Below are 16,972 nucleotides of genomic sequence, written 5' to 3' on the forward strand. Positions count from 1 at the left end.
TTGTTTTGTTTGTCTGGTGGGCGCGTGTGGGGCGGCGGCGGGGCGCCCCACGCGCCGCCACCGGCCCCACAACAGAACAACTCAAACCGGGTGGGGGAGCCGGCTTGCCGGCGATGGGGCGCGAAGCGCCCCCCGTTAACGCGGCAATTCGATCCGTTCGCTTTCTCCCGGCACCACTGGCCAATCCCCGGCCGCCCAGCGCGCCCGGGCTTGTTCTATCAATCCCGGGTCACTGGCCACGAAGTTCCAGTTCATCCGCCGCGGCCCATCCAGCGGCGCGCCGCCGATCAGCACCAGCTGGCTCGTTTCTTCGGCATGCAACACCACCTCTTCGCCCTCGGGCAGCACGATCAGGCTGCATGGCTCGACTTCCTCGTCATCTAGCATCAACTCGCCTTCGAGCAGATACAGTGCGCGCTGTGCGTGTTCCGTCGGCACGATCAGGGTGGTGGCCGCCTGCATGTGCACATGAGCGTAGAGCGTGGGGGAGAGCACCGGTACCGGTGAGGCCAGGCAGAAACCTGTGCCGGCGATCATGCGGATCCGCACGCCGAGGCTGTCACTGGCCGGCAGGCTGTCGGCCGGGTGATGGCTGTAGCTTGCCGGGCCCTGCTCATCGGACTTCGGCGAGGCCAGCCAGGCCTGCAGCCCATGCAGTCGCGAGCCGCGCTCGAACACCTCGGCCGGCGTGCGCTCGACATGCGCCACGCCCGCTCCGGCGGTCATCCAGCTGACGTCTCCCGGGCGCACGCGCTGGTCCGAGCCGAGGCTGTCCTTGTGCTGGATTTCACCCTCGAACAGGTAGGTGAGGGTGGAAAGGCCAATATGCGGGTGCTGGCGAATGTCCATGCCATGACCCGGTGCATAGTCGGTTTCCAACATATGGTCGAAGAACACGAAAGGCCCTACGCTGCGGCACTGCGCCGAGGGCAGCGGACGCAGGATCGGCTGGCCCTCGACCGATTCGGCGCGTGGGCGGATGACCAGGGGGCTGCTCATGGCGACACTCCTTGAGGGATGCCTGCAAGCATAGCGTTTTGCCGTCCGTGGCTGAACCGTCGCGCGCGCTGCCCGGTCTACTCTTGTGGTACCGGCAAAGGAGCCTGAGATGATTGCCCGCACATTGGCCTGCCTGCTGTTGAGCGCAAGCCTGTTCGACACTGCGCAAGCCCGCGACTACCGCTACAGCGACGCCCATCTGCACTACGTGGATTTCTTCCAGGAAACCGAGGGCATGCCGGCTTTGCTCAAGGCCATGGACGAGGCCGGGGTGGAACAGTCGATGATCTCCGGCATTCCGGTGGCGAAGAAATGGCACGAGGACGAGCCCAAGCGTCCGCGCTACTACGCAGGCGACGATGCCGATGCCTACTGGTACAGCGCCACCGACCTGTACGTCGCCGCCGCGCTGGAGAAACTGCCTGCCGAGCAGCGCAGGCGCTTTCATCCGTTCCTTACCGGCTTCAACCCGGTGGACAAGAATGCGGTCAACCATATCGAGCGCATGCTCGAGCTTTATCCGGGGCTGTGGCAGGGCATCGGCGAGGTGTTCACCCGTCATGACGATCTCACCGCCCTGACCAGCGGCGATACGCCGCGGGCCAACAACGAGGCCATGACCCGTATCTACCACCTCGCGGCCGAGCGCGACCTGCCTGTGTTGCTGCATTCGAACATCACCTCCAAGCGCGAGCGCAACCCGCTGTACCTGGCGGAAATCGAAGAACCGTTGCGCAACCATCCGCATACCCGCTTCATCTGGGCTCATGCTGGCAGCAGCATGGAGATCCACCGACACCAGGAACGCATGGACTTTCTCCTGCCGGTGCTCACACGATTGCTAGAGGATTATCCCAACCTATACGTGGACCTGTCCTGGAGCGTGCTCGAGCCCTACCTGCTGGATGAGAAGGGCGTGCCACGCAAGGCCTGGGTCGAGTTGGTCCAACGCTTTCCCGAGCGCTTCATGCTCGGTTCCGATGTGGTGGGGCGCTTCGGCAGCATCGGCGAACAGATGCACGCTTTCGATCCATTCCTCGATGCGTTGCCAGAAGCGGTGGCAGAGCGGGTGAGCCGCAGGAATTTTGTCGATTTGCTGCCAAAAAGCGCGAAATAACGAGTTTCATGCGCAGATAGCGATTTGATATCGCCTTTTCGTCTTACGCAATTTCCAGGCGGCCCGATACCTTTTTTAAGCAACGGAATATCACGCTTGGGAGGGATCCTGGAAATGAGCCTGAGACGCTTGAATATCGCGCCGCGCGCCGGCCTTGGCTTTGGCATCATGGCGCTGCTGGTAGTGGCGCTGGGCGGCTTCGCGCTGCAACAGATGACCAACATGCGCCAGCAGTCCGAGCAGGTGGACAACAACTGGTTGCCGAGCGTGATCTCGGTGGGCCGCATGACTCAGGACATGCTACGCATCCGCGCCTTGACCTTGCGCCTGCTGGTCAACACTGACCCGGTCGCCCAGCAGCAGAACCGTGCCCGCATCGACGAGGTCAAAGGTGGCCTGAGCAAGGCTCAGAGTCACTACGATGCCTTGATCGTGCTTCCTGAGGAGCGCACGTTGTTCGACCGCTACCAGGGCCTTGAGCGTCAATACATGACCTTGCAGGGGCAGGTGGTGCAACTGGCCACCGATGGGCATGTCCAGGCAGCGGCGGCGCTGGTCAACGGCGAGATGAACCAGTTGGCCGACCAGATGACGACGACCCTCAACGAGCTGATCGAGCTGAACAACCATCAGGCCAACTCAGCCACCGACCTGGCCGAGGCCGTGTACAACGGTGCGAAGGTATGGGTCGGCGTGTTGTTGGTGATCGCCCTGAGCCTCACCGTGGTGCTCGCCCTGGCGTTGACCCGTAGCATCGTGCGACCGCTCGGCCAGTCGCTGAAGGTCGCCGAGACGGTCGCTACGGGCGACCTGACCCCGCAGATCACCGTGCAGGGTGATGATGAGCCAGCGCGCCTGCTGGCGGCCCTCAAGAGCATGCAGCTGAGTTTGCGCGAGACCATCGGCCGGATCTCCGACTCGGCCAGCCAGCTGGCGTCGGCCTCCGAGGAGCTGAGCGCGGTCACTGAGGATGCCACCCGTGGTTTGCAGCAGCAGAGCATGGAAATCGAGCAGGCCGCCACGGCGGTCAATCAGATGACGGCGGCGGTGGAGGAGGTGGCGAGCAACGCGGTGGCTACCTCCGAGGCTTCGCGTGAGTCAGACCAGATCGCCCGCCGTGGGCGCGAGCAGGTGCAGGCCACGGTCACCGCCATCGAGGCATTGGCCAGTGGCGTGGCGGGCAACGCCGAGGAGGTCGGGCAACTGGCCCAGCAGGTGCACGACATCAGCAAGGTGCTGGATGTGATCGGTTCGATCGCCGAGCAAACCAACCTGCTGGCGCTCAACGCGGCCATCGAGGCGGCGCGGGCCGGCGAAGCCGGACGCGGGTTCGCCGTGGTCGCCGACGAGGTGCGGGCGCTGGCTCACCGTACGCAGAGTTCGACCCAGGAGATCGAACAGATGATCGTGGCCATCCGCAGCGGCGCCGAACGGGCCGTGCAGGGCATGCAGCACAGCGACGCCCAGGCCCGTTCGACCCTGGACGGCGCCCATGCTGCCGGTCAGGCGTTGGAGGCGATCGCCGCAGCCATCGGTCAGATCAACGAACGCAACCTGGTGATCGCCAGTGCGTCGGAGCAGCAGGCCCAGGTGGCGCGCGAGGTGGACCGCAACCTCACCACCATCCGCGACTTGGCGCACCAGTCCTCGGCCGGGGCCGAGGAGACGTCGGCCGCGAGCCAGGCGCTGTCGCGGCTGGCGGTGGACCTCAATACCCTGGTGCAGCGGTTTTCGGTGTAAGGACCATCACGGGGGCACAAACAAAAACGCCCGGACCAAGGTCCGGGCGTTCTCGTTCGGCGTGTCAGCCGATCACTTGCCAGTCCAGCGCTTGAGCACCAGGGTAGCGTTGGTGCCACCGAAGCCGAAGCTGTTGCTCATGACCGTGTCGATCTTGGCGTTCTCTTCGGTCTTGCGCAGTACCGGCAGGTCGGCGACCTCCGGGTCCAACTCGTCGATGTTGGCCGAGCCGGCGATGAAGTTGTTCTCCATCATCAGCAGGCAGTAGATCGCCTCGTGCACGCCCGCGGCGCCCAGCGAGTGGCCCGACAGGCTCTTGGTCGAGCTGATCTTCGGTGCCTTGTCGCCGAACACTTCACGCACGCCTTTCATCTCGGCGACGTCGCCGACCGGGGTGGAGGTGCCGTGGGTGTTCAGGTAGTCGATCGGGGTGTCGACGGTGGACAGCGCCTGCTGCATGCAGCGGATCGCGCCTTCGCCGCTTGGGGCGACCATGTCGTAGCCGTCGGAAGTCGCGCCGTAGCCGACGATCTCGGCGTAGATCTTGGCGCCACGGGCCAGGGCATGTTCCAGCTCCTCGACCACGACCATGCCGCCGCCGCCGGCGATGACGAAACCGTCACGGTCAGCGTCGTAGGCGCGCGAGGCCAGCTCGGGGGTTTCGTTACGCTTGGTCGACAGGGCGCCCATGGCATCGAACAGGAACGACTGGCTCCAGTGCTCTTCTTCACCGCCGCCGGCGAAGACGATGTCCTGCTTGCCCCACTGGATCTGCTCCATGGCGGTGCCGATGCAGTGTGCGGAGGTGGCGCAGGCCGACGAGATCGAGTAGTTGATGCCCTTGATCTTGAACGGGGTGGCCAGGCACGCCGACACGGTGCTGCCCATGGTGCGGGTGACACGGTAGGGACCGACGCGCTTGACGCCTTTTTCGCGCAGGGTGTCCAGGGCTTCCATCTGGTTCAGGGTGGAAGCGCCGCCGGAGCCGGCAACCAGGCCGGTGCGCGGGCTGGAAACCTGCTCTTCGGTCAGGCCGGCGTCCTTGATCGCGTCCTGCATGGCGAGGTACGCATAGGCGGCGGCGTGGCCGACGAAGCGATAGACCTTGCGGTCGATCAGCTCTTCGAGGTTCAGGTCGATGGAGCCGGAAACCTGGCTACGCAGCCCCATTTCCTTGTATTCCGGGTTGTAACGGATACCCGGACGGCTGTTGCGCAGGTTTTCGGTGACGGTCTCTTTGTCATTGCCCAGGCACGATACGATGCCCAGACCAGTGATAACGACGCGGCGCATGCGAATAACCCTTAGAAATTGTCAGTGGAGGTGAACACGCCGACCCGCAGGCCTTCGGCGGTGTAGATCTCGCGCCCGTCGACGCTGACCGAGCCATCGGCGATGGCCATGTTCAGCTTGCCCTTGAGGACGCGCTTGATGTGAATGTTGTAGGTGACTTTCTTGGCGGTGGGTAGTACCTGGCCGAAGAATTTCACTTCGCCCGAACCCAGCGCACGGCCACGGCCTGGCAGGCCCTGCCAACCGAGGAAGAAGCCGACCAGTTGCCACATGGCATCGAGGCCCAGGCAGCCTGGCATCACCGGGTCGCCTTCGAAGTGGCAGGCGAAGAACCACAGGTCCGGATTGATATCCAGCTCGGCGACCAATTCACCTTTGCCGAACTTGCCGCCTTCCTCGCTGATATGGGTGATGCGATCGACCATCAGCATGTTCGGGGCGGGCAGTTGCGCATTACCGGGGCCGAACAGCTCACCGCGACTGCAGCGCAGCAGGTCTTCCCGAGTAAAGGCGTGTTGTTTGGTCATGCGAGCTCCTCAATAACCCCCTGCGGCAGGGGACGAATCTTCCCGGCCGGCCCGAAGCGCGTTGCATTCGAGGCGGCAGCCTACAGGTAGACTATTGCGTTGTGGTGAAAGTCACAGCGCACCTGGCAAAAGAAGTACAGGTGTGCACTGAAATGTTATTTTCCGGCCCTGGGGCGGTCCTGTCCAGTCTTTAAGACTGCCGCACTTTAGCATTTATCGCCAGTCGCAACTGCCTGACCGGGCAACCAGCGGCGCAGGATGCGCTGTAGATCGGTACGTTTGAACGGCTTGCTCAGGTAATCGTTCATTCCGGCGGCCAGGCAGCGTTCGCGGTCGCCCTGCAGCGCGCTGGCGGTCAGGGCGATGATTGGCAGTCCTTCGCCGTGGGGCAGCAGGCGGATGCGACGGGTAGCCTCGTATCCGTCCACCTGGGGCAGGCGGCAATCCATCAGCACCGCGGCGAAGCGTTGCTGGTCGACCAGATCGATCGCCTGGGCGCCGTCCATGGCCAGGCTGACCTCGAAGCCCAGGCTGCGCAGCATGGCCTCGATGACGCTCTGGTTGACCGGATTGTCCTCCACCAGCAGGATCCGCCCGCCGCCCTCAGCCGTCGCCTGGTCTTGTGTGGCGGCACCGGGCAGGACGCTGGGTGTGCTGGCCAGTGCCAGTGGCATTTCCAGGGTGAAGGTCGAGCCCAGGCCTTCGCGGCTCTCGCCGCGCAGCTGGCCACCCATGCGTTCCGCCAGGGTGCGGGCGATCGACAGGCCCAGGCCGGTACCGCCGTAGCGGCGGGAGATGGTGTTGTCGGCTTGCTGGAAGGCCACGAACATCATCTCCAGGCGGTTGCTGTCGATGCCGATGCCGGTGTCGCGCACGGTGCAGGTCAGCCAGATCAGCTGGCGGTCGAGCACTTGCCAGCGCGCCTCGATCGCCACTTCGCCACGCTCGGTGAATTTCAGGGCGTTGCCCACCAGGTTGAGCAGGATCTGGCGGATCCGCGTCGGGTCGCCCACCACCTGCAGTTGGTGCATGCCGGGGGGCAGTTGCAGGCGCAGGTCGAGGTTGCGCTGCTGGGCGGTGTGCTGGAACGACTGCACGCTGCTGGTGATGAGCTCGCCGAGGTTGAAATCGATGAGCTCCAGTTCGAGGGTGGTGCGCTCGATCCGCGAGAAATCGAGGATGTCGTTGATCACCTTGAGCAGGTGCCCGGTGGATTCGCTGGCCACCGCGGTGTATTCGGCCTGCTCGCCGGTCAGTTCGGTGGTCTCGAGCAACTGCAGCATGCCCAGCACACCGTTCATGGGTGTGCGCAGCTCGTGGCTCATCATCGCCAGGAAGTCCGACTTGGCGCGGTTGGCCTGCTCGGCCTCTTCGCGAGCCTGGATCAGTTGGCCCATGGCCTGTTGTTGTTCATGAGCGGCCTGGTCCAGGGCGCTGGCCAGGTTGTTGATGTGCCGGGCCAGGTGGCCCAGTTCGCTGTCGTCGACTACCGGCAGGGGCGCGTTGAAGTCGCCTTGCTGGATGGCGCGGACCGCATGGCCCATTTCGCTGATCGGCCTGGACAGGCTGGTGGCCAGGCGCCGGGCGAGCAGGAAAGTGAACAGCAGGGCGAACAGTGCGAGGATTGCGGCCTTGATCACGATCTCCTGTTGGCGCTGGCTGAAGGCATCGTCGGACATGCCGACGATCACCCGCCCCAGGTAGTCGTCGCCGATGTTTGGCGGCGGGCTCTTGCCTTGCAGGAAGTCGTTGTCCAGGCGGATCTGCTGCAGGCGGATCGGCGCCTGGAACACCTCGACCCGCTGGGCGCGGCTGAGGCTTTCATCGGGCTGCTCGACGTACACCAGGATATGGTTGCGGCTGTCCTGCACCTCGAGGAAACGCACGTGGGGAATGCTCAAGGTGGCGCGCATCAGGCTTTCGAGCACTTCGTTGTTGCCCGAGATCACCCCGTACTCGGACGCCGGCGCCAGCTGGTTGGCGATCAGCTGCCCGGTGTGGTTGAGCTCCTGGCGCAAGTCCTGGATGCGTACGAAGGTGAAGAAACTGATCAGCAGCAGGGTCAGCAACAGCGCGGGGCCCAGGCTGATGATCTGAGTGCGGGTGTGGATGTCCCAGCTCAGGCGCTTGCTCATGGGGTGGGGGTTCCTTCGGCAAGGGCCAGGGCGGCGGCTTCCGGGTCGATCGCTTCCAGGCCCAGGGCGCGGGCCACTTGCTGGTTGCCGCTGACACCAAAGTGCGTGGGGTAGAGGCTGCGCGGCCAGCGGGCCGGTGGCTGGTCGAGCAACTGCTCGAGCACCGCCAGCCAATCGTCCTGGTCGCTGTAGGTGCTGGCCAGGGCGCCGGCGCGGACGAAGCCGACGTTCGGGCCGATCAGCGCCATCTGCCGGCCATAGCTGCTGAGCAGCACGTTCTTGGCCGACTTGGAGTTGTACAGCTCGGGGTCGTCCAGCCCCAGCAGCACATCACTGTTGTTCAGCAACTGCTGCAAGGGGCGGCTGTCGCGCACGTCGGGCCAGTCCTGGGCGACGATCTCCAGGCCCAGCGGGCGGGCTGCCTGGCGCAGCTCGTCGAGCAGGAAGCGGCTGTGTTCGCCATACAGCACGCCGATGCGCCGCGCCTGCGGCAGCAGGTAGCGGGCCAGGCGCAGTTGCCGGGCCAGGGGCGGGTCGCTCCACAGTAGGGTGAGGTAGGCGGGGCGCGACACCCCCAGGCGTTGCTCGGCCTGGACCCGGCTGATGCGCAGCGCCAGTGCCAATGGCCCGGTTGCCTCCGTCAGTCGCCACTCCAAGGCCGGGATGTCGAGCAGCACCAGGCGGGTGTCGGCCTTGAGCTTGCCCGGGGCAGGCAGCTGCTCGACGGTCTGGAACCGCACCTGGTCATGGGGCCTGCGCTTTTCCAGGGCTGCGACGAAGCCGCGGATGCCGGGCTGGTCTTCGCCGCCCACCAGCAGGATCTCGCTGGCCGACAGTGATCCCAAGGGCCACAGGCACAGCAGCAGCAGGCGCAGCACGCGCAGCATCAGAATTCCAGCTCCGCGCTGACACTCAGGCGGTGGCGGCTGTCATAACGGTTCTGTTCGAGAGTGACCGGTTCGTCATCCAGGCGCTGCTGCCACAGCGCGGCCAGTTCCAGATTGCTGCCCTGGATCTTGAAGCGCTTGGCCACGCGCAGGTCGACCCGCTCGTAGCGGTACCGGTTGAGGGCATCGTCGCCGTAATAGAAGAGGGCGCTGGACCAGCCCTCGCCCCAATCGCGCAGCCAGCCGGCCGAGCCGCTGTTGCGGGCACTCAGGCGGCGATCGGCCGAGTTGCTGGCCCAGGCGTCGACATAGGCATAGGTCAGGCGCAGGCGGTCGCGCTGGGTGGCGCGCCAGTCGAACTGCGCCTCGCTGCCGCTGAAACGGGCTTTGTTGGCATTGCTGGCGATGAACTGGTTGTTCTTCAACGGCTCGCTGATCATGCCGGTGATTTCGTCGTAGAACAGTTTCACGTCGACATTCAGGTCGATGTCGCTGAAGGCGCCGTTGTAGCCGAGCTCTCGTGAACGCATGCGCTCCTGGTCGAGGTTGCCGGGGCCGCTGGTCTTGACGAAATACTCGCCGTTCTGCAAGCCGTACAGGTTGGGCGAGAGGCCCTTGACTGTGTAGCTCCAGTTGACGTTGTTCTCGAACATGTCCGGCGAGCGAATGGCCTCGGAATACACCGCGCGCAGGCCGTGGCGAGGGGTGATCAGGTAGTTCACCGCCACGCGCGGGGTGAGCGAATTGCCCGACAATTGCGAATGTTCGTACATCGCGCCGCCCTGGACGATCCAGTGCTCGTCGGCGCGCCATTCGAGCTGGCCGAACAGGCGCCAGGTCTGGTCGTCGATGCTGCCGTTGAAGTAGGTCTGCGAATCGGCGCGGTCGTAGCGGTAGTTCATGCCGCTGACCAGGCGCAGGCTGTCGGTGAGGCTCAGGGTGTCCTGGATTTCCAGGTCATAGCGGGTTTCACGGGTGCTCTGGTCGACGTCGCCGCAGATCGTGTTGCTGCCACCGCTGGCCCATTGGTTCTGCACCTGGCCCGTCAGCGAACCGAGCACGGGGTCGCTGGTGCTGGGCAGGTTGCCGGTGTACAGGTTGCGCGCGACCTTCTCGGCGAAGTTCGGGTCGAGCTGCCACAGGCGTGTCAGCTCGGGGCTGAAGGCAATTGCCGCATCGCAGGCGCGCCATACCTGCTGGCGGTCGAAGCGCTGCGCCGAACCCTGCACGTACAGGCTGTGCTCGGGGTTGAGGTCGAGGTTCCAGCGCACCGAGCCTGCGTAGTCCTTGGCGTTGACGTCGGCGTTGTCGCCGGCCCGGTAATTGCCGAACACTGGCTGGTAGGTATAAGGCCGCTGGTTGCTGCCTTCCTTGGCCGCCAGTTGCCATTCCAGCGTCTGGTTCGGCGCCAGGGTGTGGCTGGCACTGATGTTGATGCGGTTTAGCCGGCGGCTGTCGCGGTAGTCGCGGCCGAACTGGTCCTGGTCGAAGCCGTCGTCCTGCTGGCCGGAGAGCGACAGGCGCAGGTCACCGGTGTCCCAGCCGAAGCCTTGGCTGGCGTAGTAGTCGTTGATGCCATCCTGGCCGCGGGTCAGCTTGACCCGCGTGCCATGGCTGTCGGCCGGGTTGCGGGTGAGGATGTTGACCACCGCCATCAGTGCGTTGGCGCCGTAGCTGACGGTGTTCGGGCCGCGGAACACCTCGATGCGCTCGATATCCTCGATGGCCACGGGGATGTCGCTCCAGTCCACCGTGGCCAGGCCGGCGCGGTACACCGAGCGGCCATCGATCAGCACCTGCATGCGCCGGGCGTCGCTGACGTTGCTGCCATGGTAGTTGACCGTCGGCTGGTTGCCGGCGCCGTAGCCGATCATCATGCCCGGCACCAGGCGCAGCAGCTCGGGGATGTCGCGGGCACCGCTGGCACGGATCAGCTCGTTGTCGAGCACGGTCATGCTGCCCGGAACCGCCGCCGGGGATTGTTTCAGGCGCGTGGCGGTCAGAACCTGCGGCAGGTCCTGGTTGTCGATGAACAGGTCATCGGCCACGGCCGGGCCGCCCAGCAGGGCAGTCAGCAACAGCAGGCGAGGGTACGGGGGCGTGCCAGGGAACACGAAACGGCCTTGTTTCAGAGATCAATCAGGCATGTTAACCGACCGTGCGGCTTTTGCCAGTGACCGCGACACCATGACAGGCCCGCCCTGCGAATGGGCGGGTACTGCCACTGGCTCTGGCGCATGCGCGCCGTATAATGCGCACGTCGCCACTTACTTTATTGGTTAACGGATTGGATATGACTGAACAGCAACCTGTTGCAGTTCTTGGAGGCGGCAGCTTCGGCACCGCCGTGGCGAACCTCTTGGCACAGAACGGCCATCCGGTACGGCAGTGGATGCGCGACCCGGCGCAAGCCGAGGCAATGCGTGTCGACCGCGAGAATCCGCGTTACCTCAAGGGCATCCGCCTGCATGATGGCGTCGAACCGGTCAACGACCTGCTCGCCACCCTGCTGGGCAGCGCGCTGATCTTCGTCGCCTTGCCCTCCAGCGCCTTGCGCAGCGTGCTGGCACCCCACGCCGAGCTGCTGCGCGGCAAGGGCCTGGTCAGCCTGACCAAGGGCATCGAGGCGAACACCTTCAAGCTGATGAGCCAGATCCTCGAAGAGATCGCTCCCCAGGCACGCATCGGCGTGCTGTCAGGCCCCAACCTGGCCCGCGAGATCGCCGAGCATGCGTTGACCGCCACCGTGGTCGCCAGCGAGGACGAAGTGCTGTGCCAGCAGGTGCAGGCGGTGCTGCATGGCCGCACGTTCCGTGTCTACGCCAGCAGCGATCGCTTCGGCGTCGAGCTGGGCGGCGCGTTGAAGAACGTCTACGCCATCATCGCCGGCATGGCCGTGGCCCTGGGGATGGGCGAGAACACCAAGAGCATGCTGATTACCCGGGCCCTGGCCGAGATGACCCGCTTCGCCGTGAGCCAGGGCGCCAACCCCATGACCTTCCTCGGCCTGGCCGGGGTTGGCGACCTGATCGTCACCTGTTCCTCGCCCAAGAGCCGCAACTACCAGGTTGGCCATGCGCTTGGCCAGGGCCTGAGCCTCGAGCAGGCGGTCAGCCGCCTGGGCGAGGTGGCCGAAGGCGTCAACACCCTCAAGGTGCTCAAGGCCAAGGCCCAGGAAGTGGGCGTGTACATGCCGCTGGTGGCGGGGCTGCACGCGATCCTGTTCGAAGGCCGCACGCTCAACCAGGTGATCGAGCACCTGATGCGCGCCGAGCCCAAGACCGATGTCGATTTCATTTCCACCAGCGGTTTCAACTGAGGGAGAAACGTATGAACGATACCCCGGAGCGCGCCCAGCGCGAGTCGATCATCCTGCGCGTGCTGTGGATGCTGGTGTTCCTGGTGGCCTGGCAACTGGCCGAGCTGCTGCTTGGCGGCCTGGTGCTGGTGCAACTGATCTACCGCCTGATCTACGGCGCGCCCAGCGCCAGCCTGATGAACTTCGGTGACAGCCTGAGCCAGTACCTGGCACAGATCGGCCGTTTCGGCACTTTCCATAGCGACCAGAAACCCTGGCCGTTCGCCGACTGGCCGACCCCGCGCACCCCGGAAGGCGAAGCGCCCCACGCCGTCGCCCCGGCGCCACACCCGGTGCGTGACGAGGAGCCCAAGCTGTGAAGCTCTGGGTGCTGCGTCACGGCGAGGCCGAGCCAAGGGCCAACAGCGACGCCGAGCGGCGCCTGACCGCCCACGGTCGCGAGCAGGTGCTGCGCAGCGCTGCGCACCTGTTGGGCCAGCCGTTGCAGGCAATCATCGCCAGCCCCTACGTGCGTGCCCAGCAGACCGCCGCCCTGGTGCACGGCGCCCTCGGTTTTTCTGAGCCGGTGCGTACCGTGCCGTGGCTGACGCCAGAGAGCGACGTGCAGCAGGTGATCGGCGAGATCGAGCGCCTGGGGCTCGAGCATGTCCTGCTGGTCAGCCACCAACCCCTGGTGGGCAACCTGGTTGGTCAGCTTGAGCACGGCCATGGCCAGCAACCTGCACCGTTGAGCACGGCCAGCCTGGCCGAGCTGGAGGGCGACTGGCCACTGGCCGGCCTGATGACCCTGCGCAGCCTCAACCACGCCGGCTGACACCTGGCAACTGGCATTTATGCCAGTTGCCGTTCGGGTGGTGCGGGCCTTAGCGTGGCGGCGTGCATGATCGCAACGCCGCGCAAGGAATCATGGATGAGCAGGCAACGCCTGGAGCTGGTGCGCTCCGTCAATCCCCAGAGCGTGATCGACAAGCTGGACAGCCCCGCTGCGCTGGACTTCGCCGAGTACTGCCTGTTGCGCGACTGTGCCGATGCCAAGCTTGACCAGCTGCTGCGCCGCTTCGAAGGCCAGTACGAGCTCGAGCAACTGCGCCAGTCCGGCATCCGCATGGCGCACCTGCTGCAATCCAGTTGCCTGGCGCTGCGCCGGCTGGTGGAAACTCAGCAGGACCGCCAGCTGGCCCGCGAAGCCCTCGAGTGGCAACTGGCCTATATGCGTGCCTGCCTGCACCGTTCGATGGCCAGCTTCTAGTCGCGATGACCTGATCGTCACTGGCGATGACCGTTCAGGACGTTGCCGCCAGCCGATCGCTTGCCGACAATGGGCCATCCATCCCCGTGCAGAGCAGGCGGCCATGTCGCAGCAGATCTTCTTCGCCCACGCCAACGGCTTCCCTTCGGCCACCTACGGCAAGCTGTTTGCCGCGCTGGCGCCGGACTACCAGGTGCATCACCTGGAACAGCACGCCCACGATCCGCGCTTTCCGGTCAACGACAACTGGCAGAACCTGGTGGACGAGCTGCTGCATCACCTTGAGCAGCAGGATGCGCCGGTCTGGGGCGTCGGCCACTCCCTGGGCGGCGTGCTGCACCTGCATGCGGCGCTGCGTCGGCCGGAGTTCTACCGCGGAGTGGTGATGCTCGATTCGCCGGTGCTGACCCGCGCCGACGAATGGCTGATCCAGGCCGCCAAGCGTCTGGGTTTCATCGACCGCATCACTCCGGCCGGGCGTACCCTGGGCCGGCGCGAGGCCTTTCCCGACCGCGACAGTGCCCGCCGTTACTTTACCGGTAAGACCCTGTTCCGCCACTTCGACCCGGAGTGCCTGGAAGCCTACCTGGAGCATGGCCTGGCGCAGGACGAGGACGGTCTGCGCCTGCGCTTCGACCCGGCCACCGAAATCAGCATCTACCGCAGCATTCCGCATGTCAGCCCAGCCAGGCCTCGCCAGTTGCAGGTGCCCTTGGCGATGGTGCGTGGCGCCCAGAGCCGGGTGATTCGCAAGCACCACGCCCTGGCCGTGCGCACCATGGCCATGGGCGAGTACCACAGCCTGCCGGGCGGGCACATGTTCCCGCTGGAGCGGCCCACCGACACCGCCAGCCTGATCAAGGGCCTGTTCGAGCGCTGGAGCCAGGCATGAGCGCCCAGGTCGAGGAGATCCGCCTGACGCTGGGCCATATCGAACTGGCCGCGCACCTGTTCGGCCCGGCCGATGGCCTGCCGGTGATCGCCCTGCATGGCTGGCTGGACAACGCCAACAGCTTCGCGCGCCTGGCGCCGCAGCTGCAGGGGCTGCGCATCGTCGCCCTGGACCTGGCCGGGCACGGCTATTCCGGGCATCGACCGGTCGGTGCCGGCTACGCCCTGGCCGACTATGCCCATGACGTGTTGCGGGTTGCCGAACAGCTCGGCTGGGCGCGCTTTGGCCTGCTCGGCCATTCGCTGGGCGCGATTATTTCGGTGCAACTAGCCGGGGCCTTGCCCGAACGAGTCAGCCATCTGGCATTGATCGACGGGGTGATCCCGCCGACGCTCAGCGAACAGGACGCCGCCGAGCGCCTGGGGCTGGCCTTGCAGGCTCAAATGCGCCTGGAGGGCAAGCGCAAGTCGGTGTACGCGACCCTGGAGGAGGGCGTCGAAGCGCGCATGAAGGGCATGGTCGCGGTCAGCCGCGAAGCCGCCGAGCTGCTGGCCCAGCGCGGCCTGATGCCGGTGCCAGGCGGCTACAGCTGGCGCAGCGACAGTCGCCTCACCTTGCCTTCGCCCATCCGGCTGAACCACGACCAGGCCATGGCCTTCGTCAAGCGTATCGCCTGCCCGGCCTGCCTGGTGGTGGCCGCCGACGGCATGCTGGCGCGCCACACGGAACTGCTGGAGCAGCTACCCTTCGAGCAGGTGACCTTGCCGGGCGGGCACCATCTGCACCTGAACGACGCCGAGGGCGCGGCCCTTGTCGCAGACTGTTTCAATCGCTTCTTTGGCATTCCTTGACTTGCACCGGACAAGTGTCGAGGCTTGGCGGGTTGAAAGGGAGACAACCATGTACATGCCAGACATCCACGCACCTTGCCCCGCCACCTGCGAGGGCGGTCGATGAGCGCACCTGTTTTCGTTCGCGGCGCCGTCGCCGCCTGCCTCGCCATCGCCAGCCCCTTGCTCTGGGCCGGCAGCCTGCCGGTACCACCCGACGCCAAGGTGGTCGACCAACGCCCGGCAGTGGAGCAGGAGCGTGTCTACCCCATGGGTCCGCTGCGCAAGATCAGCGGCCGGCTACGGGTCGAGGACAAAGTCGAAAGTCGCGGCCAGGTGAGTTCCGTGACCTACGAGCTGCCGGTTGAGCGCAGCGCCCGCGAAGCCTTCACCAGTGCCCGTGAGGCGTTGCAGCAGGACGGTGGCTACCCGTTGTTCTGGTGCCAGGGCCGCGATTGCGGCGAGGCCAGCCTGTGGGCCAACGACGTGTTCGCCAACGCCCGCCTCAATGGTGGTGACGAACAGCAGGCATTCATCCTGTTGCGCCGCTCCGCCGAAGAAGCCGACACCCTGGTGGCGCTGTACAGCGTGACGCGCGGCAACCGCCGCGCCTACCTGCATGTCGAGGAGTTCGTCGCCGGCAACCCGCTGGGCGAGCTGCTGCCCACCGCCGCCACGGTGCTGCGCGAACTGCGCGACACCGGCAAGCTCGACTACCCTGACCTGGCCGAGCCCCAGGCCGCCTGGGCGACGCTGCTGGCCCGCAGCCTGAACCTCGACAGCACCCTGCGCGCCAGCCTCAGTGGCAAGGGCGCCGAAGCCTGGCGCGAGCAACTGGTCAAGGCCGGCGTGCGCAGCGCCCGGCTGGAGGTGGGCGATGCTCCGACCGAAGGCCTGCACCTGGAACTGATCCGTTGAGTGAGGGCCACCATGGCCAACAATGACCGCCTGTTGATCCAGATCCTGCTGCTCACCTTGCTGGGCGCCGCGCTGTGGGTGATGGCGCCGTTCATCTCGGCGCTGCTGTGGGGCGCCATCCTGGCCTTCGCCAGCTGGCCGCTGATGCGCCTGTTGACCCGCGTGCTGGGCGGCCGGGAAACCCTTGCCGCGAGTCTGCTGACCACGGTGTGGATCCTGCTGGTGGCCATGCCGCTGGTGTGGCTGGGTTTCAACCTGGCCGACCATGTGCGTGATGCCACCGCGTTCATTCGCGATGTGCAGGTCGATGGCCTGCCGGACGCGCCCGCCTGGGTGGCCGGTATCCCATTCGTGGGCGAGCGCCTGGTTGGCTGGTGGGAGTCCTTCGACCAGCAAGGGGCGGCCTTGCTGGCCTCGGCCAAGCCGTACCTTGGCCAGGTCGGCAACTGGTTGCTGGCCCGCAGCGCGCAGATCGGCGGTGGGGTGCTCGAGCTGACCCTGAGCCTGGTGTTCGTGTTCTTCTTCTACCGCGACGGGCCACGCCTGGCGGCGTTCGTGCACCGCCTGCTGCAACGGCTGGTGGGCGAGCGCGCCGAGTACTACGTCGACCTGGTCGCCGGCACCGTGCAGCGGGTGGTCAATGGTGTGATCGGTACTGCGGCGGCTCAGGCCCTGCTGGCGCTGATCGGCTTCCTGATCGCCGGCGTGCCGGGGGCCATTGTGCTGGGCCTGGTGACTTTCATGCTCAGCCTGATTCCCATGGGCCCACCACTGGCATGGATACCGGCCACCGCCTGGCTGGTCTGGAAGGGCGACTACGGCATGGCGGTGTTCCTGGGCATCTGGGGCACCTTCATCATCAGTGGCGTGGACAACGTGCTCAAGCCATACCTGATCAGCCGCGGCGGTAACCTGCCGCTGGTCATCGTGCTGCTCGGGGTGTTCGGCGGCCTGATCGCGTTCGGCTTCATCGGGCTGTTCATCGGGCCGACCTTGCTGGCGGTGGGGTACAGCCTGCTGCTGGACTGGAGCCGCAATACCGCGCAGCACACGCCGCAGCGTTGAT

The 16,972-nt window shown here is 65.7% G+C and carries 16 protein-coding genes and 1 pseudogene; 11 read left to right on the forward strand and 6 right to left on the reverse strand.

What is annotated here, in order from left to right:
• Positions 1-135: 135 nt before the first annotated feature.
• Complete coding sequence (locus ACVWY1_RS20885) at positions 136-999, reverse strand: pirin family protein (protein ID WP_277505083.1); 864 nt, start codon at positions 997-999, stop codon at positions 136-138.
• A 109-nt stretch (positions 1,000-1,108) separates the two neighbouring features.
• Between ACVWY1_RS20885 and ACVWY1_RS20890 the strand changes: the two genes are divergently transcribed.
• From ACVWY1_RS20890 to ACVWY1_RS20900, 3 genes and pseudogenes are all read left to right on the forward strand, one after another.
• Positions 1,109-2,116 carry an amidohydrolase family protein gene (locus ACVWY1_RS20890; protein ID WP_457378700.1) on the forward strand — a complete coding sequence of 336 codons (1,008 nt, stop codon included), beginning with the start codon at positions 1,109-1,111 and terminating at the stop codon, positions 2,114-2,116.
• A 114-nt stretch (positions 2,117-2,230) separates the two neighbouring features.
• Positions 2,231-3,001, forward strand: a pseudogene (locus tag ACVWY1_RS20895) (MCP four helix bundle domain-containing protein); the annotation flags it as partial.
• 114 nt (positions 3,002-3,115) lie between these two features.
• Positions 3,116-3,856, forward strand: a complete 741-nt coding sequence (locus ACVWY1_RS20900) for a methyl-accepting chemotaxis protein (RefSeq protein WP_442964301.1) — start codon at positions 3,116-3,118, stop codon at positions 3,854-3,856.
• Positions 3,857-3,928: 72 nt separating this feature from the next.
• On the opposite strand, the gene fabB is transcribed toward ACVWY1_RS20900, so the two are convergent.
• The 5 genes from fabB to ACVWY1_RS20925 all read right to left on the reverse strand — a co-directional run bounded on the left by fabB (position 3,929) and on the right by ACVWY1_RS20925 (position 10,812).
• Positions 3,929-5,149, reverse strand: coding sequence for a beta-ketoacyl-ACP synthase I (fabB, locus tag ACVWY1_RS20905; protein WP_139669737.1), 1,221 nt, complete (start codon positions 5,147-5,149; stop codon positions 3,929-3,931).
• Between the two features lie 11 nt (positions 5,150-5,160).
• Positions 5,161-5,676 carry a 3-hydroxyacyl-[acyl-carrier-protein] dehydratase FabA gene (fabA, locus tag ACVWY1_RS20910; protein WP_102684717.1) on the reverse strand — a complete coding sequence of 172 codons (516 nt, stop codon included), beginning with the start codon at positions 5,674-5,676 and terminating at the stop codon, positions 5,161-5,163.
• Positions 5,677-5,882: 206 nt separating this feature from the next.
• The gene (locus tag ACVWY1_RS20915) at positions 5,883-7,811 is read right to left on the reverse strand and encodes a response regulator (protein WP_277505081.1); all 1,929 of its coding nucleotides are present in this window, start codon (positions 7,809-7,811) and stop codon (positions 5,883-5,885) included.
• Positions 7,808-8,698 (reverse strand): ABC transporter substrate-binding protein, encoded by an 891-nt coding sequence (locus ACVWY1_RS20920; protein WP_198755271.1) that lies wholly within the window; start codon positions 8,696-8,698, stop codon positions 7,808-7,810. The genes ACVWY1_RS20915 and ACVWY1_RS20920 overlap by 4 nt, the downstream gene beginning before the upstream one ends.
• A complete protein-coding gene (locus ACVWY1_RS20925) occupies positions 8,698-10,812 on the reverse strand; it encodes a TonB-dependent receptor plug domain-containing protein (protein ID WP_277505080.1) in 2,115 nt (704 codons plus the stop codon). The genes ACVWY1_RS20920 and ACVWY1_RS20925 overlap by 1 nt, the downstream gene beginning before the upstream one ends.
• A gap of 179 nt (positions 10,813-10,991) precedes the next feature.
• Here ACVWY1_RS20925 and ACVWY1_RS20930 point away from each other — a divergent pair, with 179 nt between their 5' ends.
• The 8 genes from ACVWY1_RS20930 (at position 10,992) to ACVWY1_RS20965 (ending at position 16,971) form a co-directional block, all read left to right on the forward strand.
• Positions 10,992-12,017 carry an NAD(P)H-dependent glycerol-3-phosphate dehydrogenase gene (locus tag ACVWY1_RS20930; RefSeq protein WP_277505079.1) on the forward strand — a complete coding sequence of 342 codons (1,026 nt, stop codon included), beginning with the start codon at positions 10,992-10,994 and terminating at the stop codon, positions 12,015-12,017.
• Positions 12,018-12,028: 11 nt separating this feature from the next.
• A complete protein-coding gene (locus ACVWY1_RS20935) occupies positions 12,029-12,376 on the forward strand; it encodes a DUF4389 domain-containing protein (RefSeq protein WP_038706498.1) in 348 nt (115 codons plus the stop codon).
• Positions 12,373-12,831, forward strand: a complete 459-nt coding sequence (gene sixA, locus ACVWY1_RS20940; protein WP_198755273.1) for a phosphohistidine phosphatase SixA — start codon at positions 12,373-12,375, stop codon at positions 12,829-12,831. Before ACVWY1_RS20935 ends, sixA begins: the two co-directional genes overlap by 4 nt.
• A gap of 96 nt (positions 12,832-12,927) precedes the next feature.
• Positions 12,928-13,266, forward strand: a complete 339-nt coding sequence (locus tag ACVWY1_RS20945; RefSeq protein WP_258701438.1) for a hypothetical protein — start codon at positions 12,928-12,930, stop codon at positions 13,264-13,266.
• 103 nt (positions 13,267-13,369) lie between these two features.
• The gene (locus ACVWY1_RS20950) at positions 13,370-14,158 is read left to right on the forward strand and encodes an alpha/beta fold hydrolase (protein WP_277505078.1); all 789 of its coding nucleotides are present in this window, start codon (positions 13,370-13,372) and stop codon (positions 14,156-14,158) included.
• Positions 14,155-15,009, forward strand: coding sequence for an alpha/beta hydrolase (locus ACVWY1_RS20955; protein ID WP_277505077.1), 855 nt, complete (start codon positions 14,155-14,157; stop codon positions 15,007-15,009). The genes ACVWY1_RS20950 and ACVWY1_RS20955 overlap by 4 nt, the downstream gene beginning before the upstream one ends.
• 102 nt (positions 15,010-15,111) lie before the next feature.
• A complete protein-coding gene (locus tag ACVWY1_RS20960) occupies positions 15,112-15,906 on the forward strand; it encodes a DUF4892 domain-containing protein (RefSeq protein ID WP_102684724.1) in 795 nt (264 codons plus the stop codon).
• Between the two features lie 12 nt (positions 15,907-15,918).
• A complete protein-coding gene (locus ACVWY1_RS20965) occupies positions 15,919-16,971 on the forward strand; it encodes an AI-2E family transporter (RefSeq protein ID WP_110704424.1) in 1,053 nt (350 codons plus the stop codon).
• Position 16,972 lies beyond the last annotated feature (1 nt).

It is taken from the genome of Pseudomonas sp. TE6288 (genome assembly GCF_054062095.1).

Coding starts and splice junctions, on each gene's coding strand:
- ACVWY1_RS20885 (WP_277505083.1), bottom strand. CDS start 999: ATGAGCAGCCCCCTGGTCATCCGCCCACGCGCCGAATCGGTCGAGGGC.
- ACVWY1_RS20890 (WP_457378700.1), top strand. CDS start 1,109: ATGATTGCCCGCACATTGGCCTGCCTGCTGTTGAGCGCAAGCCTGTTC.
- ACVWY1_RS20900 (WP_442964301.1), top strand. CDS start 3,116: ATGGAAATCGAGCAGGCCGCCACGGCGGTCAATCAGATGACGGCGGCG.
- fabB (WP_139669737.1), bottom strand. CDS start 5,149: ATGCGCCGCGTCGTTATCACTGGTCTGGGCATCGTATCGTGCCTGGGC.
- fabA (WP_102684717.1), bottom strand. CDS start 5,676: ATGACCAAACAACACGCCTTTACTCGGGAAGACCTGCTGCGCTGCAGT.
- ACVWY1_RS20915 (WP_277505081.1), bottom strand. CDS start 7,811: ATGAGCAAGCGCCTGAGCTGGGACATCCACACCCGCACTCAGATCATC.
- ACVWY1_RS20920 (WP_198755271.1), bottom strand. CDS start 8,698: ATGCTGCGCGTGCTGCGCCTGCTGCTGCTGTGCCTGTGGCCCTTGGGA.
- ACVWY1_RS20930 (WP_277505079.1), top strand. CDS start 10,992: ATGACTGAACAGCAACCTGTTGCAGTTCTTGGAGGCGGCAGCTTCGGC.
- ACVWY1_RS20935 (WP_038706498.1), top strand. CDS start 12,029: ATGAACGATACCCCGGAGCGCGCCCAGCGCGAGTCGATCATCCTGCGC.
- ACVWY1_RS20945 (WP_258701438.1), top strand. CDS start 12,928: ATGAGCAGGCAACGCCTGGAGCTGGTGCGCTCCGTCAATCCCCAGAGC.
- ACVWY1_RS20950 (WP_277505078.1), top strand. CDS start 13,370: ATGTCGCAGCAGATCTTCTTCGCCCACGCCAACGGCTTCCCTTCGGCC.
- ACVWY1_RS20955 (WP_277505077.1), top strand. CDS start 14,155: ATGAGCGCCCAGGTCGAGGAGATCCGCCTGACGCTGGGCCATATCGAA.
- ACVWY1_RS20960 (WP_102684724.1), top strand. CDS start 15,112: ATGAGCGCACCTGTTTTCGTTCGCGGCGCCGTCGCCGCCTGCCTCGCC.
- ACVWY1_RS20965 (WP_110704424.1), top strand. CDS start 15,919: ATGGCCAACAATGACCGCCTGTTGATCCAGATCCTGCTGCTCACCTTG.